Origin of the sequence: Kitasatospora sp. MMS16-BH015 (genome assembly GCF_002943525.1) — a bacterium.
GTDB lineage: Bacteria > Actinomycetota > Actinomycetes > Streptomycetales > Streptomycetaceae > Kitasatospora.
The window spans coordinates 8156062-8175500 of sequence record NZ_CP025394.1 but is presented as its reverse complement, the minus strand read 5'-3'; the positions used below and the strand labels follow the sequence as shown (position 1 = coordinate 8175500).

Sequence of the window (19439 nt, the reverse complement as noted above, 5' to 3'; positions counted from 1 at the left end):
CGAACGGAGTCGCCATGCCGTCCGTCGCCCTGCCCGTGCCCGACCCCGCCCGACCGGGCGCGCAGACCGCCGGCCTCGCGGCCGTCTCCCGACGCCAGAGCAGGGGCATCCAGGTCGGTTCCGTCCGCGTCGGCGGCGGGGCCCCGGTGAGCGTCCAGTCGATGACCACCACGTTGACCTCCGATGTCGACGCCACCCTGCAGCAGATCGCCGAACTCACCGCCGCCGGCTGCGAGATCGTCCGGGTCGCGGTGCCCTCCCAGGACGATGCCGACGCGCTTGCCCGGATCGCCGCCAAGTCGCCGATCCCGGTCATCGCCGACATCCACTTCCAGCCCCGGTACGTCTTCGCGGCGATCGACGCGGGGTGTGCCGCCGTCCGCGTCAACCCGGGCAACATCAAGCGCTTCGACGACCAGGTCCGCGAGATCGCCCGAGCGGCCGGCGCCGCGGGGGTCCCGATCCGGATCGGTGTCAACGCCGGCTCGCTGGACGAGCGGATGCTCACCCGCCACGGCGGGGTCACGCCCGCGGCACTGGTGGAGTCCGCGCTGTGGGAGGCCTCGCTCTTCGAGGAACACGGCTTCCAGGACATCAAGATCTCCGTCAAGCACCACGATCCGGTCACCATGGTCTCCGCCTACCGCCTGCTCGCCCGCTCCTGCGACTACCCGCTGCACCTGGGCGTCACCGAGGCCGGCCCGCTCCAACAGGGCACCATCAAATCCGCCGTCGCCTTCGGCGTGCTGCTCTCCGAAGGGATCGGCGACACCATCCGGGTCTCGCTCTCCGCACCGCCGGTGGAAGAGGTCAAGACCGGTCTCGGCATCCTGCAGTCCCTCGGCCTGCGCGAGCGGCACCTGGAGATCGTCTCCTGCCCGTCCTGCGGCCGGGCCCAGGTCGACGTCTACCGGCTGACCGAGCGGGTGCAGGCCGCCTTCGAGGGCTTCCCGCACCCGCTGCGCGTCGCGGTGATGGGCTGCGTCGTCAACGGCCCCGGCGAGGCCCGGGAGGCCGACATCGGCGTCTCCTCCGGCAACGGCAAGGGCCAGATCTTCGTCAAGGGCGAGATCGTCCGCACCGTCCCGGAGTCGCAGATCGTGGACGCCCTCCTGGAACAGGCCCTGCTGCTCTCGGAGGGGGCCTCCGACGGATCGGACGCCCCCTGACCGACGGGCCCGGTGTCACGACCAGGCGGCCGACTGCCTGGACGACCGCCGGAGCTCCCGGCGGTCCGCCCGGGCAGCCGCGAGCCAGCCGCGGGTCCGGGCCGCCAACCGCGCACCGTCGAGCCCGGCCCGGGACAGCAGCTCCTCTCTGGAGCCGTGCTCCAGGAAGGCCGTCGGCAGGCCCACCCGGTGCACCGGAGTGGGCACCCCCTCCTCCTCGACCGCCTCCGCCACGGCCGATCCGACCGCGCCGCTGCGCACCCCGTCCTCCACCACGACGACGACCCGGTGCCGGGCCGCCAGGTGCACCAGGGCGGGGTTGACCGGGAGCACCCAGCGCGGGTCCACCACCGTGACGCCCACCTCGCGCTCACCGAGCAGGTCGGCCGCCTCCAGGCAGAGGCCGGCCGTCTGGCCGACGGCGACCAGCAGCACCTCCAGGCGGCCGTGCGGGGTGCGCCACAGGATGTCCATACCGCTCATCGAGCTGATCTGCGGCAGGTCGCGCCCGGCCGTCGAACGCGGGAACCGGATGGCGGAGGGCCCGAGCTGGCGCTCCAGCGCCTCGTCCAGCAGCTCCTCCAGGCGGGCCGGGTCGCGCGGGGCCGCGACCCGCAGCCCCGGTATCCTCGCCAACAGGGCCAGGTCCCACAACCCGTGATGGCTCGCCCCGTCCGGGCCGGTGACCCCCGCGCGATCGAGCGCGAAGACCACCGGGAGCCGGTGCAGCGCCACATCGAGCAGCAGCTGGTCGAAGGCCCGGTTGAGGAAGGTCGCGTAGAGCGCCACCACCGGCTGCAGCCCGGCGGTCGCCAGCCCCGCCGCCATGGTCAGCGCGTACTGCTCGGCGATGCCGGCGTCGAAGACGCGGCCGGGGTACCGCTCGGTGAACGGGCCCAGGCCCACCGGCAGCCGCATCGCGGCGGTGACGGCCACCAGCGCGGGGCGGCGCTCGCCCTGGGCCACCATGGCCTTCGCGAACACGTCGGTCCAGGACGGCGCCGAGGGCTTGAGCGCCCGCCCGGTCTCGGACGAGACGACCCCGCAGGCGTGCATCCGGTCGGCCTCGTCCGCCTCGGCCGGCGGGTACCCGTGGCCCTTGGCGGTCACCACGTGCACCAGCGTGCTGCGCGGAGCCCGCGCGGCCTCGGTGAGCACGGCTTCCAGCGCCCGCACGTCGTGCCCGTCCACCGGGCCGGTGTAGGCCAGCCCGAAGGCGGCGAACAGGCTCGCGGCCCGGTCCGCCCGGCCGGTGCGCAGCTCCGCGAGGTGGGCCGCCAGCCCGCCCACCGACGGATCGTAGGACCGGCCGTTGTCGTTCAGCACCACCACGGCCGGGTGCTCGTTGGCCGCCAGGCCGTTCAACGCCTCGAGCGCCACCCCGCCGCCGAGGGCGCCGTCCCCGATCACGGCCACCACGTGCCGGTCGCGCTGGCCGCTGCGGGCGAATGCCTTGCAGAGGCCGTCCGCGTAGCCGATCGAGGTCGAGGCGTGGGAGTTCTCGATCCAGTCGTGGGCCGATTCGGACCGGCTGGGGTACCCCGAGAGTCCGCCCCGCTGGCGGAGCGTGGTGAACTCCTCCGCCCGGCCGGTGAGCGCCTTGTGGGCGTACGACTGGTGGCCGGTGTCGAACAGGATGACGTCCTTCGGCGAGTCGAACACCCGGTGCAGCGCGATGGTCAGTTCGACCACGCCGAGGCTGGCACCCAGGTGCCCGCCGACCGCAGTGACCCGGGTGATGAGCAGGCGTCGGATCTCGGCGGCCAGGGCGCCCACCTGATCGGCGGGCACCTTCCGTACGTCAGCCGGACCGGTGATCCTGGAGAGCAGGTCGTTCGAGGTCATGGGCGTGATTCCCTGCGTGAACGCTGGAAGGGGACGGCCGGTCCGGTCGCGGATCAGCGGGCCCCGGAGAGGTAGTTCATGATGTCGGTCACCGCCGGGTGGGTGGCAACGAGCTGAGTGGGCATCAGTGTTGCGGCGCAGCACTCGGTTGAACGGCCATGGGCCGACCGGGGGTCGAGTGGCCTGCCCCGACGGACACTCCGCTTCACCCGTTGGAGTTAACTCTCGGCTCCGCCCGTTGTCTGCCCGGCCCGGTTCGGCTCTACTGACGCCGACGGCGCACCGTCGGGTATTGCGCTGCTGCGACACATTGAAGAGGGCCGATATGAACCAGGGCCTGTTCCAGGTGACGACCAGGGAGTGGTTGATCACCGTGGATGACCTCTCTGTCACCTTCCATCGAGTCCGCCGCGGGAAACCGCAGAACGCCTACCAGAAGATCCGGGTGGACAGCATCCGGGGTGTCCGTTGGCGGTCGCCGAGCCGCCTGAGCCCCGGATTCCTCGAGCTCGTCACCGACCGGGCCACCAGCTCCAGTTGGACCGCCACCTTCGGCCGCCGCCAGCTCGACGCCTGCACGGCGGCCCGGGACCACCTCGAACGTCGGGTCATGGAACACGGCGGCAGGAGCCACCTCGGCTAGCGTGCGGGGCCCGCAGAGTGACCGCTGTGGCCAGGACCTTCCGGCCCCACCCGGCGATCACCAGCGGACCCCGCTGACGAGCGCGGCTGCGGCGAGCCCGATCAGAACAGGATGGCCCGGATCTGGCCGATGAGAGCCACGATGAACGGGAAGTTGTCCTGGAGGCTCGCTCGGGCTTCCTCGGAAAGCGCCCGGTACTTGGCGACGATCTCGCGAAGGTTTCTCACCAGCTCCGGTACGGACGGGCATTCACCGCTCTTGGGCACGAGGCTGCGAATCGTCTCCACCGCACCGTTGACGAAATCCTTGGCCTCCGGGACGAGGCGGTCCACCTTCTCTTTCAGCAGATTGCGCAGGCCGACTGCTCCGTCGTAGAGACGCTGCGACCGACTCTGGAGGTACTCGAGGAGTTGCTCCTCCGTCTGGAACGAGGGCAGCTGGCCGATCAGCTCCTGAAGGATCTGCTTGTCCTCCGCGGTCAACCCGTCGTAGAAGGCGACCACTTCCGGCGGCAGGTAGCCGCGGTCCTGCTGGGACAGGATCCCGTCGCGCGCCAGGCTGTCCAGCAGGGTGGTGAGCGGTGTGGTGACGCCCTCGAACGCGGTGGCGGAGGATTCGAAGAGCGGGCCGATGACCGGGATGGAGCAGGAGGGCAGTGCGCGCTGCGCAGGCGCCGAAGCGCCACCGGCGGCCGGGGCACTGAAGCTGGGGCGGGCACCGTGGGCGCCCGGGTGCGCGAGAGCCGAGGCCGGGCCGGCGGCCGTGACCGTGACGGCGGTCGCGACCGCGAGTGCCAGGGCCACGCGGACGCTGGGCTTGCGAGAAGGGGGCGTCATGGAGGGAATCCGTCTCGTTGCAGGGTGACGCTCGTCGAGCGTGTACGGAGAGTGGTTTCTCCACCTCCGAGCGTCCCGGACCTCCGGGGTCGACGCACCAGGACGGCATCGAACGGATGACCGGCCGGGAATGCCGAGTGGTCGGCGCCCGCTCGCCAGGACGATGTGTCCCGTCCACGGGCGCTGTCTGCCCGCCTCCTGGTCGTGATCGGTTTCAGGAGGGCTTCTTGTCGATCACCAGGTCGGCCTCGGGAGTCTTGACGAGGTTCCCGGGCGGGCCGGCGGGGTTGCTGGTGTTGTTGTCCGGGTTGGGATCCTGGGTGTCGGAGGTCGCGGTGGCGATGTTGCGGATGTCGGAGCCGTTGCCGACGTAGGCGGGGTCCAGCTGGACGGTGAACACCCAGCGGTGGGAGGTGCCGGAGGCGATGGCAGCAGGCCCGCAGGTGACGGCCTTGCCGACGGCGGTGCAGCCGTCGTCGGAGGAGACGAACGCCAACTGTGCGGGGAGGGTGTCCCGCAGGACGACGTTGAGCGCGTCGGAGGGTCCGTTGTCGGTCGCGGTCACCGCGTACTGGAAGGTCTCACCGGGTGCGACCGGGGTGGTGGTGACGGTCTCCTTGGCGGTGGAGACGTCGGCGCTGGGGGTGCCTGCTCCACCGCCGGGCAGGTCGGCGGTGGAGGTGTCGTTGTCGGTCCTGGGGTCGATGTTGTCGGCGGTCACCTTGGCCGAGTTCTTCAGGTTCTTGCCGTCTCCCCGGTAGGCCGCGTCGAGCCTGACGGTGAGGACGTACTGCTCGCTCTCCCCGACCTTCAGCGGCGTGGACCGGGTACAGGAGACGACGGAGCCGGTCTCGGTGCAGCCGGCCGGGGTGGAGGACACGTACCGCAGTTCCACGGGCAGCTTGTCGGCAAGGGTCACGTTGTAGGCGTCGGCGGAGGGACCGTTGTTGACGATCGTGATGAGGTAGTCGAAGGTCGCGCCCGGTGTCGGTGGCGTGGTGCCCACCGCCTTCTTGGTGATCCCCAGGTCCGCGGTCGGCGGGTTGACCTTGGCGCCAGGAGGGCCGGCCGCGGCGCTGGTGTTGTTCGCGGGGACGGGATCCTTGGTGGCCGAGCCCACCGTGGCCGTGTTGAGGATGTCCGAGCCGTCTCCCCGGTAACCGGGGGCGATCTTGACCTTGATGGTCCAGGTGAGGGAGTCGCCCGCGCCGAGGCTCGGCTGCGGACCGCAGGTGACGGTCGCTCCGGCGGCCGTGCAGCCGTCGGGCGAGGACACGAAGCCGAGCATCGCGGGCAGCTTGTCGGTCGCGGTGACGACGGTGGCATCCGACGGGCCGCGGTTGGTGGTCGTGATCCGGTAGTCGAAGGTCTCGCCGGGGGCGACCGGGGTGTCGGTCGCCGCCTTCTTGACCACCGACAGGTCGGCCTCGGGGCCGGACAGTCCTCCCGGCGGGTCGGCGGGCTTGCTGGTGTTGTTCGAGGGGTCGGGGTCGGCGGCGTCGGACTTGGAGGTTGCCGTGTTCTTCAGGTCGGTGCCGTCGCCCCGGTAGGAGGACGCCAGTTGGACCTTGATCTTCCACGAGGTGGAGCTGCCGGCCGCGAGCGTCTTGACGGGCCCGCAGGTCACCGTCTGGCCGGTGGCCGTGCAGCCGTCCGCCGAGGAGACGAAGGAGATGGCGGCAGGCAGCTTGTCGGTGGCCATCGCGTTGGGAGCGTCGGACGGGCCGCTGTTCTTGGTGGTGATCAGGTACTCGAACTGCTGTCCGGCAACCACGGGCCCGGTCCCCACCCCGGTCTTGGTGGTGGACAGGTCCGACTTGCGGTCGAAAGGGCCGTCCGGCCGTACGGGCGGATTGGTGTTGTTCGCCTGCGCCGGGTCGTTGGCATCCGAGTTCGTGCTGGCGACGTTCCCCAGGTCCGAACCGTCGCCCTCGTAGGAGGGGCTCAGCCTGACCAGGATGCTCCAGCTCTTGGTCACGCCGACCGCGAGGTCCACCGGCCCGCAGGACACCTTCTGGCCGACGGCGGTGCACCCGTCATCGGAGGAGACGAAGGTGATGCCGGCCGGCAGGGTGTCGTGCACCATGACGTTCCGGGCCACCGACGGGCCGGCGTTCCTTGAGCTCAGCGTGTAGGTGAAGGTCTCACCCGGCGCCACCGCGGGCAGGGCCGCGACAGCCGGGGCGGCCGGCCACAGGGACATCACCGCCGCCAGCGTGCCTGCTGCCAGACGGCGTGTCGGCCACCGCCGACCGGAGGTTCTCATCGTGCGCATCGGTTCCTGCTTCGTTGTCGGGACAGCCCTCGGCCGGAGGAGCGGAGGTGACGGTCGGACCGGGGAGCACCGGTGCCGGCCGGGGTCAGGGGATGGTCTTTCCGACACCCAGGTCGGCCTGCGATGAGCTGACGGTGCCGCCGGGCGGTCCGGCGGGCGGGCTCGTGTTGTTCGCGGGGTCGGGGTCCTGGGTGGTCGACACCGCCGTCGCCGTGTTGCGGATGTCCGAGCCGTCTCCCTGGTAGGCGGGGTCGAGTCGCACGGTGAACGCCCAGGTCTTGGCCGCGCCCGGAGCGAGCGGGTCGGTGGCGGCACAGGTCACGGAGGAGCCCGTGGCACTACAGCCGTCCGTGGAGGAGACGAACGACAGCATCGCCGGAAGGGCGTCGGTCGCCTTGACGTTCGCCGCCTGGGAGGGGCCCGCGTTGGAGACGGCCACCTGGTAGGCGAAGGTCTCCCCAGGGCCTACCGGCGTGCTCGTGGCCGTCTTCTTCGCCGCGGAGAGGTCGGCCTGGGCCGCCGCCGTGCCACCGGGTGGCCCGACCGCCGCGCTGGTGTTGTTGCCCGGCGCGGGGTCGACCGCGTCCGAGCTCGAGGTCGCGGTGTTCAGTACGTCGCCGCCGTTGCCGGTGTAGGCCGGATCGAGGCGCACCGTGACCGTCCAGGACGCTGCCTCCGCCACCTTCAAGGACGCGACGGGGCCGCAGGTGACCGTCCGGCCGCTCACGGCGCAGGTCGGCGAGGAGGAGACGTGGAGGAGCGGGCTCGGTAGCAGGTCCGTCATGGTGACGTTGGTGGTGTCGGCCGGCCCGAGGTTGCTGGTGGTGATCCGGTAGGCGAAGGTCTGTCCCGGGATCACCGGCCCTTGGCCGAGGCTCACCTTGGCGGTCGCGATGTCGGCGGGGCCCGCCGTGACCCGGGTGACGGCCGTGGCGGAGTTGTCGGCCGAGTTCGTATCGACACGGTCGGCCGGCGCGGTGACCGTCGCCGTGGCGGTGATCGTGGTCGGTGAGGGTGGGGCGGTCCCCGTGACGGTGTACGTCGCGGTGCCGCTGCGTTTCAGGTTGGCGGTGGTGTCGGGCGCTCCGCTGCCGGACGCCGCTGCGCAGGAGCTCCCCGTGGACGCGGTGCACCTCCAGGTCACGCCCGTCAGTGCCGGTACGGTCACCCGGACGAGTGCGCCCGTGACGTCGTTGGTGGCGTCGTTGGACACGGTGACCGTGTACGTCACCGGGTCGGCGCCGGCTCGGACGGTGGCGGGTGAACCGGCCATGGTGACGGACAGGTTGGCCGGGACGTTGATCGTGAGGTCCGCGATCTCGTGGTTGTTGGTCGCCCCACCCGTCCCGGCGGAGAAACCGACCTTGAGCGTGGCGGGCAGCTTCGGCTGGCTGGTGATCGTCGTGACGTCGAAGTCGGTGATCAGCTGGGTGAGGGAGGTGCCCGGCCCGCTGTCCGACCAGAGCGAGAACAGCACCTTGCCGCCGCTGGGCCGGATGGAGATCCGGATCGTGCGCAGCTTGTCCCGGCTGCCCGTCTCGACGGACCCGCCGGGGCCCGCGACGCCCTTGCCGTAGCGGTATCCGGTCGTCTTGTCGCCGCCGCCGCGCAACACGATGGTGTTCGCGGCCGATCCCGGTCCGCCGTTGCCGATGGTGGAGGAGGAGAAGTTGCCGAACTCGTCCAGACCGACGCCCAGGAACGCCCCGGGGACACCGTTGGTGGTGCACGTGGTCGAGCTCCCGCTGCACGCGTAGCCCAGGGCTCCGCCGAGGGCACCCACACCGTTCACGGCACTGCCGTCGGCGAGGAAGAAGGCCATCCCGTCGCCGCGCTTGCCGTCGAAGCTGGTGCCGCCCCAGGTGGCGTACTGGAACTCGGCGATGATGCCCAGGTCCGCCGGGAAGCCGTCCGTCATCACCCAGGAGCCGGTCTGACTGGCGGAGGCCCTGGTCAGCCGCATCCAGCCGCTGTCGAACGTCACCGCGCCGGAGGTCTTCCCGCTGTTGGTGGCGGAGTCGAAGGTCTCGTGCACGGGGAACGTGACGGTGCCGCGGTGGGCCGCTCCGCCGTGCGGCGAGCGTATACGGGTCCGGGGCGCGGCACCGGTGGCGGAGGAGGTGACCAGGGCCAGGACGGCCAGCACGGCCAGCAGGACGGCGGCGACGGAACGGAGCTGACCCGGTCGGCCGGGGCCGGGACGCGCTGCGGCGGGCTCTCGGAGGTTCCGGGCCCAGGCGCGGCGTGGCCGGCTCATGATCCGGCCCGGTGGCGGCCGCGGGCGGGCCTGCCCAGCCGGCGGGCCAGCAGTACGCCCGCTGCTCCGCTGAGGAGGCAGCCGGCCATGGTGGTGGGGAGCCAGCCGGGCAGCTCGGCACCGGTCACCGGTAGCTCCCCCGTGTCGGGGAAGTACGGCGGGGAGGGTGCGGCGCTCGCGCTGGTGGGTGGGGCCGTGGGCTTCGGCGGGCTCGGCGTCGGCGTGGGCGTCGGCGTGGGCGTGGGCGTCGGCGTGGGGGTGGGGGTGGGGGTGGGCGTCGGCGGGATCGTCACCGGTAGCGGCCCACCGTCGGGTCCGGTGGTGCCCGATCGGTTGGAGTTGTTGTCCCGTACGGGGTCGGGGGTGTCCGAGATCGCGGTGGCGATGTTGTCCACATCCGTTCCGGTGCCGCGGAAGTCCGCCGCGAGTCTGACGGTGAGGTCGAACCGGACTGTTTCGCCTGCGGCCAGGTCCCCGGCGGGGCGACAGGTGACGGTGCGGCCGGTCGAAGTGCAGCCGGCCGTGGACGAGACGAGGGCCAGCGGGCCGGGGAGGGGGTCGGTGATCCTCACGGCGCGCGCGTCGGACGGGCCGTGGTTGGTCGCGGTGACGCGGTAGGTGAACACGTCTCCGGGCGCGACTGCGGTCCTCCCGGCCGGGAGGACCGCTCGCTTGGTGGTCTCCAGGTCGGCGCTCCCGGCCAGGGTGGAGATCGCCCAGGTGGCGGAGTCGTTGGCCGAGTTGCCGTCCTCCGGACTCCGGACCACGGCGCTGCCGCCACGGAGTGTGCTGTCCGGCGGTGCTGACGGTGAGACGAGCACCGGGAAGCTGACGGAGAGCGCGCCCGGGTCGAGGACGCACTGCAACTGCCGGCCACCGTCGGATGCAGCGCACCCCGGTGGGAGGCCCGAGCCCGGGACGGTGATGTGTTCGGGCATCGTGATGGTGACGGTGGCGGGCTTCCTCCTGGTGGAGGGTCCGTGGTTGGCGACCGTGAAGAGGGCGGTGGTCCGTCCGCCCGGCTGGACCGCTGCGGCGTCGGCGGCGGCGATGCTCAGGTCTGCGGACGGAGCGGCCGGGTGGACGGCCGAGTCGGGATTGGGCAGGCCGGTGACCGTGGCGGTGTTGTTGCCCTGCACCGGGTCGGCCGTCGCCGAACTCACCGTCGCCCGGTTGACGACGTCCGACCCGTCCCCGTCGTAGGCGGGATCGAGGCGCACGGTGACGGGATAGGTCTTCGAGTCGGCCGGCCCGAGGCTGTCGACGGTCGGGCAGGTGACCGTCGCGCCGAAGCTGTCCGTCGGGCCGGTGCACCCGCCCGGGGAGGAGACGAAGCTCAGCATGGCCGGCAGCCGGTCGGTCACCGCCACCGTCTCCGCCGTCGACGGGCCGTGGTTGGCCACGCTGATCAGGTATCCGAAGGTGTCACCGGGAGCCACCGGGGTGGTCCCCGCCGGTTTCTTGGTGATCGCCAGGTCTGCGAGCGGCGCCGTTGCCGTCCCGTCCGGCAGGCCGGCGCCCGGATGAGGGCCGGTGTTGTCCGCGAGGACGGGATCGGCGGTCGCCGAGACCACGGTGGCCTGGTTGGCGATGTCCGACCCGGTGCCGCCGTAGGCCGGGTCCAGCCGGACGAGGATGACCCAGGAGGCGGTGACGAGCGGGGCGAGGAGCGGAAGCGGCCCGCAGGTGACCTTCTGCCCGTCGGCCGTGCACCCGTCGGCGGAGGACACGAAGGACAGTGCCTTGGGGAGGCGGTCGGTCACCACCACGTCCCTCGCCGCCGAGGGACCGCGGTTGAACACCGTGATCGTGTACCGGAAGGTCTCCCCCGGGGCGACCCGACTGGACCGGATGCGGCCCAGCGCCTGCAGGTCCGAGCGTGCATCGACGGTGCCGGCCGTGGTCTCGGCCTGCTGCGATCCTCGGGCCGCTCTCCCGTCCGCGCGCGGCACGCCCGGCGGAGCCTGGCATCGCAGGTGTACGGCCGCACTCGTGCCACCCTCCGCACAGCCGACCGTCTTCAGCCCCGCCGACCCGCCAGGGGTGGCGCAGACTCCGACCAACACGAAGGCCGACATCACGGGCGTCACCGCCATTGCGAACCGGTGGCCCCTCGTCGGCTGATCGGGCCTCCGGGAGGCGTACGCCTTGGTGCCTGCCTTCACTCGTCATCTCCAGGCGGTGGTGGCCTCACCGGACTCCACTCATCGGGGTGCGCCCCTCTCCAGGAGCCGGTCCTCGCACCAGGCCACGGCTGCGTCCCGGGTGGTGGTCCAGGCGCCCGGGCGGCACTCCGCCCGGTCGAGGAACGGCTGCTGGACGGCGACGGCGACCAGCAGCCCGCGCTGCTCGAGGTTCGCCACGGCAGCGGCGAGCATGGTCGCCGGACCCGGGCTGATGCCGGTGACGGCGGTGAGATCGAGGACCAGCCCGCCGGGAGCCGTGGGCAGCACGCTCATCACCTCGGTCAGGAACTGCTCGGTCTCGGTGAACTCCAGCTCGCCCTGGGCCCCGATGACGACGATCCGCCGGTCGTCCTGCTCCAGGGCCTCCGTCTCCGCGGCCGAGCGGGCCCGCGAGGATCGCGCGGCCGTGACGGTCTCGGTGACGGTGGAGGTCAGGTGCACCGGGACGTGCATGAGGTGCAGGGCAAACCGTTCCGACATCTCGGTGAGCGCCGCGACCCCGCGCACGGAGTTGCCCTCGGCGTCCAGCGGAGGGCTGTAGAGCGCCACCCCGAACCGCCCCGGGCTGGCCGCGATCAGACCGCCGGCCACACCGCTCTTGGCCGGCAGGCCGACGTTCAGCAGCCACTGGCCGGCGCCGTTGTACATCCCGCAGGTGGCCATGACCGCCAAGGTCCGCACCGCGACGTCCTTGGCGACGACACGCTGCCCGGTGACCGGGTTCAGACCCCCCTTCGCGAGCGTGGCGGCCATGATCGACAGATCCGCCGCCGTGACCCGGACGGCGCACTGACGGAAGTAGGTGTCGGTCACCTCGTGCGGGTCGTCCTCCAGCGAGCCCGCCGAGCGCATCAGGTAGGCCAGCGCCCGGTTGCGGTCACCGCTCGCGGATTCGGAGGCGTAGACCTCCTCGTCGTGGTCGAGCCGGCGACCGGCGAAGGCGGACAGCCAGTCGAGGATGCGGCGGGACCGCTCCGCCGGACTCCCCGCCCTGACCAGCGCGGTGGTGGCGATCGCCCCGGCGTTGACCATCGGATTGGCCGGGCGGCCGGTGCCGGGCTCGAGACTGATCGCGTTGAAGGCCTCGCCGCTCGGCTCGGCACCGACGCGCTTGAGCACCTCGTCGGGCCCCAGGTCCGTCAGCGCCAAGGCGTAGACGAAGGGCTTGGAGACCGACTGGATGGTGAAGCGGGTCTCGGACTTGCCCACCTGGTAGGTCCGGCCCGCCATACTGGTGAGGGCGATGCCGAAGTCCTCCGGGTCAGCCTGGGCCAGCTTGGGGATGTACGCGGCGACCTCGCCGCCCCGGAGGGCGCTCACGCGCCGGTGCAGCTCGGTGAGCGACTGCGTCACCGGATCCATGACCATCCGGACTATCCTCCTCCGTCGCCGAACCGCCCCGACCCATCGGACTCCGACCGTAGGCATGCTCGGCACCCGGCCACCGCCCGAGGGGACCGAACAGGTGGCGTCGGGGCTCACCGCTACGCCGTGAGGAGGAAACGACGCACTCGCCGAGTTCCGCTCCGTACCCCGGACCTCGGCGGCGCCGGTCCGCCGTCGGGGCCGGCCTGCTCTGACGGACGGCCGCTCAAGCCGACCGCTGGACGGCCTGGGCGGCGATCCGCCGGAGGGCGAGGGCGGCGGCCGGGCGGAAGGGAGCGGCGTCCAGCGCCTGGAGGGCCGCAGCGTGGCGCTCGGCGATCATCTTTTCGACCGTCGCGCGGGCGCCGGTCCGCTCCAGCACCGAGACCACCTCGCCCGCGCCGTCCGTATCGAGGTCGGCCTTGCCCACCAGGGATTCCAGCACGGCCCGTTGGGCGGGCGTGGCGCGGCCGTGGGCGATCGCCAGCAGCGGCGTCCGCTTGCCCTCCCGCAGGTCGTCCAGGACGGGCTTGCCCGTGCTGGACGGGTCACCGAAGACGCCGAGGAGGTCGTCCCGCAGCTGGAAGGCCTCACCCAGCGGGATGCCGAACCGGGTGCAGGCCGTGAGCAGCGCCGGGTCGGACTGTGCCAGCAGGGTGCCGAGTTGCAGCGGCCGCTCGATGGTGTAGTGCGCGGTCTTCAGGCGGGTGATGGCCAGCGCCGCCTCCACATCACCGTCGGGGCGCCCGGAGCCCGCCAGGTCGAGGTACTGACCGGTGAGGACCTCGAAGCGCAGCCGGTCGAGCAGCGGCAGGATGTCGTTGAGCTGACGTGGCGTGAAGTGCACTGCCGTCCTGACCAGTTGGTCCGACCAGGTCATGGTGAGGTCGCCGAGCAGGAGCGCCGCATCGGCACCGTAGCGGTCGGCCTCCTCGGCGGGCGTCTGGGCCCGACGACGCTCGGCGAGCGAGACATGGGTCGTGGGGCGCCCCCGGCGGGTCTGCGACCGGTCGATCAGGTCGTCGTGGATCAGCAGCGAGGCGTGCATGAGTTCCAGCGCGGCCGCCAGGCTCAGCACCGGCCGGGGCGTGTCGGTGCCCCCGGCGGCGTACCAGCCGAGCACGCACAGGACGGGCCTGATCCGCTTGCCCCCGGCGAGGAAGAGCCGGAGCTCCTCGATCAGCGGCAGGACGGCCTGGTCGGCCGCCTGGGCCCGGACGGTGTCGAGCAGGGAGTCGATGGTCCGGTCGACCTCGGCGCGGATGCCGGCCGGGTCGAGCGGCAGGGCGGACGTGTCCATGGGGATGGCCCTCTCCATGACGGCGCCGACCGCCCCGAGGCGGTCGGCGGATGGTACCGGCGGTGGGTCAGACGCGGTCGGCGGCGATGAGCAGGTACTGGAAGCTGCCGCCCTTGTAGGCGTCGAGGAAGGCGTCCTCGATGCCGGTGACCAGGGAGGACTTGGCGCGCATCTCCCAGTACGGGATGGTCGCGGCGGTCAGGTCGATGACGGTGTTGGGCACCAGGCGGTTGGCCGCGAGCTCGCGGAAGTAGGTGCTGCGGGGGTGGATGTCGCAGATGTAGTGCGCGTTGATCAGCGAGACCTCCCGGGAGGGCAGGCCGTAGGCGTCGTTGTAGCAGCCGGTGATGGTGACGTACCGTCCGCCCCGGCGCAGCAGCCGGGCGTGCTCGGCGAAGAGCAGGCCGAGTTCGACGTACATGGTGGATTCGTTGTTCCAGGAGGCGGCGTAGGCGCCGGTCTCGAAGCCGGTGTCGAGCATGTTCCTGACGTGGTAGCGGACCTTGTCGTCCACCCCGCGCTTGCGGGCCTGCTCGTTGGCGAAGGCGGCCTGCTCGGAGGAGAGGGTGACGCCGTCGGCGGAGCAGCCGTAGTGGAGGTTGGCGACGATCGACCCGCCGCCGCGCCCGCAGCCGGCGTCGAACACCTTGTCCTCCGGCCGCAGTGGGCCCAGGTGGTGGGCCAGCAAGTCGGCCTGGGCCTGCTCCAGGCGGTGCAGCTCCTTGATCACGGCCTCGTCCCGTCCTTCGGCCGGGGTGTCCAGGACGGACCAGTCGGGGTCGCCGATGCCGTAGTGGTGGTGGTAGAGGCCGTCCACGTCGCCGAGCAGCAGGTTGACGGGGTTCTTCTCGGCGTTCCAGTACGCGGCGATCGAGTCCTGGTACCGAGTGGTGCGGGTGTCCTGGATGGTCATGGTCGAGGTCTCCTTCGGGGCTGGCCGGGCTGTGCCGAAGCCCAGTAGAGAGCCCACGGCGGCCGGCCCGGTAGCGGCACCGAGCGCGGAGTGCGATGAATACGACCGGAGCGTTGAACACCGCCGCGCCCGCGCTGCTCGACACGTGACCGCAGCTCGACAGCCCGCCGGCCGCTCCGCGTCGGTGCCCTGGGCCGCTAAGGCGCGGGCACCATCGTGGCGCAGTAGGCGGGCCCACTGACCAGGAGTGTGCGCAGGCCGTCCCGCCGCATCCGCGCGGCCACCGCCTCCGCCTCCGCCACGCCCTCCGCGAGGAAGGCGCAGGTGGATCCGGCCCCGCAGACCAGCGCGGCCAGCGCTCCGGCGGCGAGCCCGGCGTCCAGGGTCCATCGGAGCCGGGGGTAGAGCGACAGTGCGGCCGGCTGCAGGTCGTTGGAGAGCCGCCCGGCCAGTGCGGGGGCGTCCCCCGCCTGCAGTGCGCTGAGCAGGCCGGTATCCGCCCGGTCCGGCCCGCCCTCCGAACCGGTCGGCGGCGGGACCTCCCCGGCGGCCTGCAGCACGTCCCAGCGCTCGAACACTTCGGCCGGCCTCAGCGGTCGGTCCGCCACGGCGAGCACCCAGTAGATGTCCCGATTGGCCGGCACCGGGACCACCCGGTCGCCCCGGCCGGTGGCCAGCGCAGCGCCGCCGCACAGCGCGAACGGCACGTCACTGCCCAGCGAACGCCCCAACCGGGCCAGCATGGAGGGCTTGGTCGCCGTGTCCCAGAGCAGGTCGCAGGCGAGCAGGGTGGCGGCGGCGGAGGCACCTCCGCCACCCAGACCGCTGCCGGCCGGCACCTCCTTCGCGAGGTGCAGGTGGACGTCCGGCGCGATGTTGTGCATTCTGGCCAGACCCCGGGCCGCCCGGACCGCCGGGTGGGTCCCGTCGGGCGGCACCGGCCGGGCCTGCTCACCGGAGGCGGTGACCCGCAGTGCGGAGTGGGTGGCCACGGTGACCGTCTCGTAGACCCCGACCGCCAGGACCACCGTGGTCAGGGGGTGGAAGCCGCTCTGACGGCGGAGACCGACGGACAGTTGAAGATTGATCTTCGCTGGTACGCGGGCAGCAACTGGCATGACAGGCCTTCTCCTTCGGCGGGGTGCTCAAGAGAACGGATCGACCAGCCGGCCGGTCGACCCGGCGAGCTCGACCCCCGCAGATCGTCGGCGGATCCGACCGCCACCGGTGGGACCGGACCGGCGGCTTTCACCGTCCAGAGCAGGTCACCCCCGTCGGCCACCGCGGTTCTCCTCGCGGACGGCCCGGTTCACCAGTCACCACGATGGGCTGTTCTCCGGGCTCGACAACCGGGCCGGGCCGCGCGGACCGTTTCATCCACCGACCACGTTGAACGCTCCCGGCGCATAGGCCACCGGCACTGGCCGGCCCAGCTCGGCACATCGGGCCGACGACCGGGCGGCACGCGCGGAGCACCGTTCAACGTCGGACCGCGTTTCAACACGCTGATGTCCGCTGGTCAGTGCCGGTGCACCCGGACGCGCCCCAGAGTTGCCGTTGCCGTCCTTCCGCCTGACCTGCCCACCGGAGGCATCCACTCCCGGGCTGCGGCTTCGACTACCGAACCACGCTGACAATTCCCCTGGGGAAAGGGCTCCCATGACGCAAGAGGCCGTGCCCACCATCCCGGAGACACCGCAGTCCCTGACCGTTCAGGCGGCGAAACTCCTGGCGAGCACCACCAAGACGCCGCCCCAGATGCAGTCCATCACCAGCCGGTGGCTGCTGCGCACCCTGCCGTGGGTGGACGTTCCCGGAGGCACCTACCGCGTCAACCGCCGTGCCACCGTGCTCCCCGGCCGCGGCCGGGTCGAATTCGACCAGCGAGGGCACGACGTGCGGATCATTCCCGCCACCCTCAGCGAGCTCCCCGGCCTCAAGGGCTACCGGGACCTCGCCGTCCTCGAACGCCTCGCCGCCCTGTTCATCCCGGTGCAGGTCACCCAGGGGCAGGTGCTGGCCGAGGAGGGAGATCCGATCACCAAGGTGTTCGTCATCGCCCACGGCCGGATCGAACGCATCGCCGCCAGCTCGTACGGCACCCCCTACTTCCTGCCGGTCGTCACGGACGGGGACCAGATCGGCGACGAAGCCGTCGGCGTCGCGGACCCGAGGTGGTCGGCCACCCTCCGCTGCGCCACCCCCGGCATGGTGATGCAGTTGGACTGGGCCGCCTTCAGCGCGCTCCACGATGCCGTGCCGAGTCTCCGGGAGCATCTCGCCGAGTTCGCCCGCAAGCGTGCTCTCAAAGCCAACCGCAAGGGTGAGGCGGCCATCGAGATGTCGGCCGGCCACCGGGGCGAGACGACGATCCCCGGCACCTACGTGCAGTACGACCTCTCCCCCCGCGAGTACGAGCTGTCCGCCACCGAGACGGTGCTGCATGTGCACAAGCGCGTCCGCGACCTGTACTCCCACCCGATGAACCAGCTCGAACAGCAACTGCGCCTCACCGTGGAGGAGATCCGCGAGACCCAGGAGTACGAGATGGTCAACAGCCCGGACTTCGGGCTGCTCGCGCAGACCGCCTACGAGCAGCGGATCTCCACCCGTTCCGGGCCTCCCACTCCCAGCGACATGGACGAGTTGCTCACCCGTCAACGCTCCACCGACGCGTTCTACGCCCACCCCCGGGCCATCGCCGCCTTCCTGCACGAGTGCAACAAGCGCGGTGTCACCATCGGTGAGCACTTCCCCGAGGGCCGCAGCAAGCCCCTGCCGGCCTGGCGCGGTGTGCCGATCTATCCGCTGTCGAAGATCCCCGTCACCGACCAGTCCACCACCACGATCATCAGCATGCGCCACGGCGAGGAGACCCAGGGCACCGTGGGCCTGCACCACACCGGGCTGCCCGACGAGTACGAGCCCAGCCTCAACGTCACGTTCATGGGCGTCAGTGAGAAGGCGATCCTCTCCTACCTGGTCTCCGCCTACTACTCGCTCGCCATCCTCACCCCCGACGGGGCTTCCCTGCTGGAGAACGTCCAACTCGGTGCGCAGGGGGACTGACCGATGACGTTCCCGCTCAACGGCCCGACCGGCATCGGCACCACCGCCCTGCAACTCACCGGCAGCACCCGGCTGGAGCGCCCGCGCGAGATGCCGGTGCGGCCGATCCCCGGCCTGCGGTACCGGCCGGCCGTCGAGCCCGACCCGGAGCTGGTCGCGGACATCGAGGCCCGCACCCGGGCCTGGGCCCGCGGCCTGGACCTCTACCCCCCGGAGTGGGAGGCCGACGCCGACGGCTTCGCCACGGCCTACGCCACCTGTCTCTATCACCCCGACCATGCCTCCCGCGACCACCTGCTGGCCGCTTCCCGGATGCTGTTCGCCGAGAACGTGGTGGACGACTGCTACTGCGAGGACCGCGGCGGGTCACCGCGCGGGCTCGGTGCCCGCCTGCTCATCGCGCAGTCCGCCGTCGACCACCTGCACGCCACCCGCGAGTACGAGGAGCAGTGGCGGACCGGCCTGACCGCCGACGCACCTCTGCGGTCCTACCACTCCGCCATGGAGTACGTGGTCGGGCTCGGCACCGCCGCCCAGGCCGACCGCCTCCGCAACGATCTCGGTCGGCTCCACGCCGGCTACCTGTGCGAGGCCGCCTGGTGCATCGACGAGACCACGCCACCAGTGTGGCAGTACCTGGCCATGCGTCAGTTCAACAACTTCCGCCCCTGCCTGACCCTCACCGACCTCGTCGCGGGCTACGAACTGCCCGCCGAACTCCAGACCACCGCCGCCGTGCAGCGCGCGACCGCGCTCGCCTGCAACGTCGCCACGATCTGCAACGACCTCTACTCCTACACCAAGGAGTTCCGCGGCTCCCACTGGCACATCAACCTCCCCGTGGTGATCGCCCGGTCCGAGTCGCTCCCGGCCAGGGCGGCCTACCTGAAGGCCATCGAGATCCACAACGAGATGATGGACGGCTTCGAGGCCCAAGCCGCCACCATCATCGCCACCTGGCCCGACCCGCGCCTCGCCCGCTACCTGACCGGCCTCGCATCGTGGGTGGCGGGGAACCACCACTGGCACTCCACCAACCGCTACCGCTACACCCTGCCCGACTACTGGTCGTGAGCGATCCGGCTCGCCGGCCGAGTGCCCGGCCGGTCAGCGCGCGGACCAGACGAGACAGCGTGGATCGTGATGACGGGTCATCACCACCGTGCCACCGGGCAGAACTTGTCTCGTCCGGTAGCACGAGCAGCAGCCGGCCCACTCCCAGCCGACGAGGACCGGGGCCCGCAGCTCCGCCCTCGCCTCCGAGGCAGTGAACCGGTCGGTCGGCGGCCCGATCCTCCGGGCGGTCCGGCGGCGCAGTCTGGTCGGTGTGGTCACCCTTCCAGGATCACGTCGTCGCCACCGTCTCCCAGCCGGACACGCCGGGGGCGGTGTGCAGGCCTGCGGTCTGCGCATCCGCCTGCCCGCACACCGGGTCACGCTGCCAGGACTTGACGAGGAGGGGTCTCTGGTACGCACCCACCAGCCGGCCGACGCGCCGCTGCCACGCTGAGCACGTCCGACGCCGTCGGGCGACGCACACGCTATCCCGCCCTCGACGGGGGCCACCAAACCCGAACCCAC

The 19439-nt window shown here is 71.8% G+C and carries 13 protein-coding genes; 4 read left to right on the top strand and 9 right to left on the bottom strand.

Going from position 1 to position 19439, the window contains the following annotated elements; all coding sequences use genetic code 11:
• Window positions 1-14: 14 nt before the first annotated feature.
• Window positions 15-1169 carry a flavodoxin-dependent (E)-4-hydroxy-3-methylbut-2-enyl-diphosphate synthase gene (ispG, locus tag CFP65_RS35155; RefSeq protein WP_104819967.1) on the top strand — a complete coding sequence of 385 codons (1155 nt, stop codon included), beginning with the start codon at window positions 15-17 and terminating at the stop codon, window positions 1167-1169.
• Between the two features lie 15 nt (window positions 1170-1184).
• Here the strand turns inward: ispG and CFP65_RS35150 are convergent, their stop codons facing one another.
• Window positions 1185-3014 carry a 1-deoxy-D-xylulose-5-phosphate synthase gene (locus tag CFP65_RS35150; RefSeq protein ID WP_217368215.1) on the bottom strand — a complete coding sequence of 610 codons (1830 nt, stop codon included), beginning with the start codon at window positions 3012-3014 and terminating at the stop codon, window positions 1185-1187.
• 325 nt (window positions 3015-3339) lie between these two features.
• On the opposite strand from CFP65_RS35150, the gene CFP65_RS35145 reads away from it, so the two are divergent.
• On the top strand, window positions 3340-3657 hold the full coding sequence (locus CFP65_RS35145; protein WP_104819966.1) for a hypothetical protein: 318 nt from the start codon (window positions 3340-3342) through the stop codon (window positions 3655-3657).
• Window positions 3658-3758: 101 nt separating this feature from the next.
• Here the strand turns inward: CFP65_RS35145 and CFP65_RS35140 are convergent, their stop codons facing one another.
• From CFP65_RS35140 to CFP65_RS35100, 8 genes are all read right to left on the bottom strand, one after another.
• A complete protein-coding gene (locus CFP65_RS35140; RefSeq protein WP_158702517.1) occupies window positions 3759-4460 on the bottom strand; it encodes a hypothetical protein in 702 nt (233 codons plus the stop codon).
• A 247-nt stretch (window positions 4461-4707) separates the two neighbouring features.
• Complete coding sequence (locus CFP65_RS35135) at window positions 4708-6696, bottom strand: DUF11 domain-containing protein (RefSeq protein WP_158702516.1); 1989 nt, start codon at window positions 6694-6696, stop codon at window positions 4708-4710.
• Window positions 6697-6853: 157 nt separating this feature from the next.
• Window positions 6854-9025, bottom strand: coding sequence for a DUF11 domain-containing protein (locus CFP65_RS35130; RefSeq protein WP_104821352.1), 2172 nt, complete (start codon window positions 9023-9025; stop codon window positions 6854-6856).
• Window positions 9022-11103, bottom strand: a complete 2082-nt coding sequence (locus CFP65_RS39880) for a DUF11 domain-containing protein (RefSeq protein WP_254553225.1) — start codon at window positions 11101-11103, stop codon at window positions 9022-9024. Before CFP65_RS39880 ends, CFP65_RS35130 begins: the two co-directional genes overlap by 4 nt.
• Window positions 11104-11229: 126 nt before the next feature.
• The gene (glsA, locus tag CFP65_RS35115; protein WP_371682497.1) at window positions 11230-12579 is read right to left on the bottom strand and encodes a glutaminase A; all 1350 of its coding nucleotides are present in this window, start codon (window positions 12577-12579) and stop codon (window positions 11230-11232) included.
• Window positions 12580-12802: 223 nt separating this feature from the next.
• Window positions 12803-13876, bottom strand: coding sequence for a polyprenyl synthetase family protein (locus CFP65_RS35110; RefSeq protein ID WP_104819963.1), 1074 nt, complete (start codon window positions 13874-13876; stop codon window positions 12803-12805).
• Between the two features lie 67 nt (window positions 13877-13943).
• On the bottom strand, window positions 13944-14789 hold the full coding sequence (locus CFP65_RS35105; RefSeq protein WP_104819962.1) for a geranyl diphosphate 2-C-methyltransferase: 846 nt from the start codon (window positions 14787-14789) through the stop codon (window positions 13944-13946).
• A gap of 197 nt (window positions 14790-14986) precedes the next feature.
• Complete coding sequence (locus tag CFP65_RS35100; RefSeq protein WP_104819961.1) at window positions 14987-15907, bottom strand: 4-(cytidine 5'-diphospho)-2-C-methyl-D-erythritol kinase; 921 nt, start codon at window positions 15905-15907, stop codon at window positions 14987-14989.
• Window positions 15908-16448: 541 nt separating this feature from the next.
• Between CFP65_RS35100 and CFP65_RS35095 the strand changes: the two genes are divergently transcribed.
• Entirely contained in the window at window positions 16449-17858 is a 1410-nt protein-coding gene (locus tag CFP65_RS35095; protein WP_217368214.1) for a family 2B encapsulin nanocompartment shell protein, read from the top strand.
• 3 nt (window positions 17859-17861) lie between these two features.
• Window positions 17862-18932, top strand: coding sequence for a 2-methylisoborneol synthase (locus tag CFP65_RS35090; protein ID WP_104819960.1), 1071 nt, complete (start codon window positions 17862-17864; stop codon window positions 18930-18932).
• Window positions 18933-19439: the final 507 nt, after the last annotated feature.